General features: G+C 72.3%; 3 protein-coding genes and 2 pseudogenes. 2 read left to right on the forward strand and 3 right to left on the reverse strand.

Annotation, left to right across the window (positions count from 1 at the left end):
* Both QH283_RS12610 and QH283_RS12615 read right to left on the reverse strand, forming a co-directional pair.
* Positions 1–748, reverse strand: a pseudogene (locus tag QH283_RS12610) (hypothetical protein); the annotation flags it as partial.
* Between the two features lie 138 nt (positions 749–886).
* Positions 887–2,704 carry a DEAD/DEAH box helicase gene (locus QH283_RS12615; RefSeq protein ID WP_280503191.1) on the reverse strand — a complete coding sequence of 606 codons (1,818 nt, stop codon included), beginning with the start codon at positions 2,702–2,704 and terminating at the stop codon, positions 887–889.
* 62 nt (positions 2,705–2,766) lie between these two features.
* Between QH283_RS12615 and QH283_RS12620 the strand changes: the two genes are divergently transcribed.
* Both QH283_RS12620 and QH283_RS12625 read left to right on the forward strand, forming a co-directional pair.
* Positions 2,767–3,624, forward strand: coding sequence for a carbon-nitrogen hydrolase family protein (locus QH283_RS12620; RefSeq protein WP_280503192.1), 858 nt, complete (start codon positions 2,767–2,769; stop codon positions 3,622–3,624).
* A gap of 13 nt (positions 3,625–3,637) precedes the next feature.
* Positions 3,638–4,264 (forward strand): phosphoribosyltransferase, encoded by a 627-nt coding sequence (locus QH283_RS12625; RefSeq protein WP_280503193.1) that lies wholly within the window; start codon positions 3,638–3,640, stop codon positions 4,262–4,264.
* 13 nt (positions 4,265–4,277) lie between these two features.
* Here QH283_RS12625 and QH283_RS12630 read toward each other — a convergent pair.
* Positions 4,278–4,517, reverse strand: a pseudogene (locus QH283_RS12630) (gamma carbonic anhydrase family protein); the annotation flags it as partial.

Raw genomic sequence — 4,517 nt, forward strand, 5'->3', positions numbered from 1 at the left:
GGTCGACGGTGTGCACCCCGGCCTCGCGGAGCCGGGCCCGCACGGTGCCCGGCATGCCCGCCACCAGCAGCAGGTCCCGCGCCGCGGTCGCTTCCGGCAGGCACACCGCGCAGCGCCCGCACGCCAGATAACGCGGGTCGCCCCACTGCACCGGCAACAGTTCGTTCAGCTTCTCGTCGAGGATCTCGCGCACCCGGTCGCGGCGGGCCGGATACACCGCGGCGGCCGCGTCGAGCGGATGCTCGGAAACGGTTGCGCCGCAGTGCACGACCAGCACGGGAGCGGGCCCGGTGGCGCTGTGCCCCACCGGCACACCCGCGGCCGAGGCGATCTCCGCGCACGCGGCGAGTTCGAGCACCGCGCCGACCCTGGCGTCCGGCTCGCCCGCCGTCGCGTGCAGGACGACCCCGCCGCGCTCGTCGCGCACGAGATAGGCGCAGTGCGCGAGGAATCCGTCGTCGAGGAAGAAGGCGTCGCGCACCGCCGTAGCCCCCGCGCGCAGTGCGTCGAGGGTGGCCGCGTGCGCGGCGCGCATGGCCGCGATACCGGCGGGCCGCTCGCCCCCGGCGATCCGCACCAGCGACGAGCCGAACTCGGCCCGCATGCGCGCGTGCAACTCCTCGTCACCACCGCGCGGCGCCACGGCAGCGGCGGCGGGCGGGTCGACCATGCCGAGTTCGGCGTCCAGCGCGCGGAGCACCGCGAACTCGCAGCGCGCCGCTCGCACCAGATCGGCGGCGGTGGCCACTACACGATCACCGAATACGAACAAACGCGCCCTTCCCGTCAGACGGCCGCCGGCCGGGACACCAGCAACCGGCGCGCCCGCTGCGCGCCGGTCGGCAACACTGTAGGCCAGTGCCTCTGACCTCGGAGAAGCCCGGGGTCAGGAGCGGGGCTTGCGCCGTTCGTAGCGTTTGCCGGCGTCACGCTCGCGCCGCGGACCACGGGTGCCGTAGGTACCGCCGGGGCGGTGTCCCGGCGGGCCCGAATCCAGCTGCAACTGGATGAGCACGCCGCTGATCCTGGTGCGCCGCAGCGCTTCCAGCGTCTCGGCGGGCAGGTCGGCGGGCAACTCGACCAGGCTGTGGTCGGGCCGGATGCTGATGTGGCCGAAGTCGCTGCGGCGCAGACCGCCCTCGTTGGCGATGGCGCCGACGATCGCGCCTGGCACCACGCGGTGCCGCTTGCCCACGCTGATCCGGTAGGTCGCCAGCTCGGCGCCGGTGGCCCGGTGGTGCGAGCCGCCGCGCTCCTCGTCGAAGCGCCGCACCGGACGCTCGCGCGGAACGCGCTCGCGGCGTTCGGGTTCCGGCTCCGGTTCCATGAAGAAGTTGTCGCCGTCGTAGGAGCCGACCGCCAGCGCGGCCGCGATGTCCACCAGCGGGATGTTGTGCTCGCGCTCGTAGTCCTCGATCAGCTTGCGGAACAACGGCAGGTTCGCCGAGGACAGGTTCTCGGTGATGGCGTCGCCGAACTTGGTGACCCGCTGTGCGTTGACGTCCTCCACACTGGGCAGCTGCATCTCCTCCAGCGGCTGCCGGGTGGTGCGCTCGATGGCCTTGAGCAGGTGACGCTCGCGGGGGGCCACGAACAGCAGCGCCTTGCCGCTGCGCCCGGCCCGGCCGGTGCGCCCGATGCGGTGCACATAGGACTCGGTGTCGTGCGGGATGTCGTAGTTGACCACGTGCGAGATGCGGTCCACGTCCAGACCGCGCGCGGCGACGTCGGTGGCCACCAGGATGTCCAGGGTGCCGGACTTGAGCTGGCCGATGGTGCGCTCGCGCTGGTTCTGGGCGATGTCGCCGTTGATGGCGGCGGCGGAGAAGCCGCGCGCCCGCAGCTTCTCGGCCAGTTCCTCGGTGCCCTGCTTGGTGCGGACGAAGATGATCATCGCCTCGAACGACTCGACCTCGAGCACCCTGGTCAGCGCGTCCAGCTTGCGCTGGTGCGAGACCTGCACCCACCGCTGGGTGATGTTGGTGGCGGTCTGGGTCTTGGCCTTGACGGTGATCTCGACCGGCTCGCGCAGGTACTGCTTGGAGATCTTGCGGATGGCCCCGGGCATGGTGGCCGAGAACAGCGCGACCTGCTTGTCGCGCGGGGTCTCGGACAGGATGCGCTCGACGTCCTCCTGGAAGCCCATCTTGAGCATCTCGTCGGCCTCGTCGAGCACCAGGTACTGCAACTGCGACAGGTCGAGCGTGCCCTTCTCCAGATGGTCGATCACGCGACCGGGGGTGCCGACGACCACGTGCGCGCCGCGCCGCAGGCCCGACAGCTGCACGCCGTAGCTCTGCCCGCCGTAGATGGGCAGCACGTGCCGGCCCGGATTGTCCACCGATAACCGGCCGATGGCCTCGGCGACCTGGATGGCCAGCTCCCTGGTCGGGGCGAGCACGAGCGCGCGCGGGGCCTTGCCGGTGGTTTCCAGACCCATCAGGATCGGAATGGCGAAGGCGGCCGTCTTGCCGGTGCCGGTCTGCGCGAGACCGACGACATCGGCGCCGTCGAGCAGCGGCGGGATGGTCGCCGCCTGGATCGGGGAGGGATTCTCGTAACCGACATCGGCGATGGCCCGCAGGATGCGGTCGTCGATGCCCAAGTCGGCGAAAGACGGGCCGGCCTGGTCGGAACCGTCGACGGTTCCGACCGTGTCCCTGTCGTCGTCGCCAGGAACGCTGTCGACCTGATTGGTACTCATTGACCAGGAGTTTACTGCCTGCCGGTGGCCCGCCCGGTCACCGGGTGAATACGGTGAGACCTATGCAACTCGAGCACCAGGCCTCCGAAGAGTCACGGCACGGCGCCGCGGTGACCGTCGGGGTGGTCCAGTTCACACCGGGCGCCGATGCCGCCGCCAACCTCGCCGCCCTCGGCGACCACGTCCGCGCCGCGGCCGGGCGCGGCGCGCGCGTGGTGATCGCCCCCGAGTACGCCATGCACGCGGTGCGCAGGCTCGACCAACGGGTGCTGCCCGCCGCCCAGCCGCTGGACGGGCCGTTCGTCACCGGCTTGACCGCCCTGGCCCGCGAGACCGGCGTCTTCCTGGTCGCGGGCATGATCGAGACCGGCAGCGCCGGACCAGAGCGCATCCGCAACACCCTGGTCGCCGTCGATCCGGCGGGCGAGCTCGTCGCCGTCTACCGCAAGGTGCACCTCTACGACGCCTTCGGCCACAAAGAATCCGACGTGGTCGAACCCGGCCCGCTCACCGAGCCGCCGACCTTCTCCGCCGACGGGCTCACCATCGGCTTGCAGACCTGCTTCGACCTGCGCTTCCCCGAGGGCTTCCGCCGCCTGGCCGCCGCGGGCGCGCACCTGATCGCGGTCCCCGCGCAGTGGATTCCCGGCCAGGGCAAGGTCGATCAGTGGACCACCCTGCTGCGCGCCCGCGCCATCGAGAACACCGTCTACCTCGCCGCCGCCGACCAGGCCGAGCCGCTCGGCTCCGGCTCGTCGATGATCATCGATCCGGCGGGCGTGGTGCTGGCCGAACTGGGGGACGCGCCGGGTGTGCTCACCGCCACCGCCGAACTCGACCGGCTGACGGCCGTGCGCGGCCGCAACCCCAGCCTGTCGCTGCGCCGTTTCGAGATCATCGAGCGCGCCGGGCAGGAGTAGCGTCCATGGGGAGATGAACCACTACGCCGATCGGTTCGCCGCCGGTCGCGCGCTCGCTGCGGCGCTGACGCACCTGCGCGCGACGGAACCGCTCGTGCTCGGCCTGCCGCGCGGCGGCGTCCCGGTGGCGGCGGAGGTGCATCGCGCCCTCGGCGGCGATCTCGACATCCTGCTCGTGCGCAAGCTCGGCGTGCCATGGCAGCCGGAGCTGGCCATGGGCGCGCTCGGCGAGGGCGGCATCCGGGTGCTCAACGACGACGTGATCCGCCGGACCGGGGTGCGCCGCGAACAACTGGCCGAGGTCGAACGAGCCGAGCGCGCCGAACTGGCCCGCCGGGTGCGCGCGTTGCGCGGCGGCCGCGATCCGGTGCCGATGGCCGGGCGCACCGTGATCCTGGTGGACGACGGCATGGCGACCGGCGCGACCATGGCCGCCGCCTGCCGGGTGGTGCGCGCCCAGCACCCGGCCAGGCTGGTGGTCGCGGTCCCGATCTCCTCGGTGGAGGCGCACGCGTGGGTGTCGCGGGAGGCCGACGAAGTGGTCTGCCCGTGGATTCCGGCGGAACTCGGCGGGGTCGGCGGGGCCTACGCCGACTTCCACCAGTTGGAGGACCGCGAGGTCACCGAGTTGCTCGGCTGAGGACGGCCGCGGTTCAGCGCGGCACCTCGACGATGCCGTCGCGGTGGCGGCGGCCGAGGTCGATGTAGAACGCGGTGCTGATGCGCAGCCACTCCTGCGCCGCGGTGCCCTCGACCGGTCGCTTGACCACCGCGGGCGCGCCCGCCGCCAACACCCCGTCGGGGATCTCGGTGTGCGGCGCCACCACCGACTGCGCGGCGATCATGCTGCCCGCGCCGATGCGCGCCATGTCGAGCACGGTGCTGTTGTTGCC

The sequence above is a fragment of the Nocardia farcinica genome, from assembly GCF_029867845.1.
GTDB lineage: Bacteria > Actinomycetota > Actinomycetes > Mycobacteriales > Mycobacteriaceae > Nocardia > Nocardia farcinica_A.